Annotated in this window: 1 protein-coding gene and 1 pseudogene; one reads left to right on the forward strand and one right to left on the reverse strand. The window is 65.8% G+C overall.

Annotation, left to right across the window (positions count from 1 at the left end; all coding sequences use genetic code 11):
- A pseudogene (locus BFF76_RS30765) lies at positions 1–363 on the forward strand (XRE family transcriptional regulator); the annotation flags it as partial.
- Positions 364–377: 14 nt separating this feature from the next.
- Here BFF76_RS30765 and BFF76_RS30770 read toward each other — a convergent pair.
- The coding region (locus tag BFF76_RS30770) for a lamin tail domain-containing protein (RefSeq protein WP_065849522.1) at positions 378–720 on the reverse strand (343 nt) is incomplete at its 5' end.

Below are 720 nucleotides of genomic sequence, written 5' to 3' on the forward strand. Positions count from 1 at the left end.
GTCCGCTTTCTGCCCGAAGTGAGCACCGTCGTCACCGAAATCGAATTCGGCAGGAAGCTGGCGAAGAACGAGACAGCGGTCATCGACTACACCATCTCCGTCGACCCGGGTGACGGCCGCGACGACCATTACGAACGGCGTACCCGCGTGCGGCTGCGCGAATATCTGCTGCATGTCTATTTCCATCCGGCGGCACTTCCGGTGGTCGGCCACCGCTACTACCGCGAGCGCTCAGGAGCGCGGAAGAGCTACAACCACCGCGTGGTCCTGGACGCCTCGCACACGGTGCACGCGGCGGCGGGCAGATGCCCCGCCGGCATCCACGGCATCTCCTGGGAGTGGCCGGGAGCCGACGGGGCCTGACGCCGTCCGGCCGGTCAGCAGTTCTTGAAGTCGGCCTTCGGGTTGTTGTACGAGCAGGTGTCGGCCTTGGCGCCGGACGCCTTGCGCAGCGTCGCGGTGTCCTTGTCGTTGTTCCACACGTAGGCGCCGCGGTTCTGGTAGCGGTTGACCGCCGTGTCCTTGCCCTTGCCGGTGCGTACGGTCACCGTCTTGCCCTTGCCGAGGCGGTAGCTCCCGAAGGTGTAGGTGTGCCTCGAGGCGTCGGTCAGCGTCCAGCCCTTGAGGCTCACGGCCTTCGACGTGGTGTTCCTGATCTGTACCCACTCACCGTTGAGGCTGGCGTTGGAGCGGTTGTCCGGTCCCGGGCTGTTGTAGTAG

Source organism: Streptomyces mutomycini (assembly GCF_001700505.1).
Taxonomy (GTDB): Bacteria; Actinomycetota; Actinomycetes; order Streptomycetales; family Streptomycetaceae; genus Streptomyces; species Streptomyces mutomycini.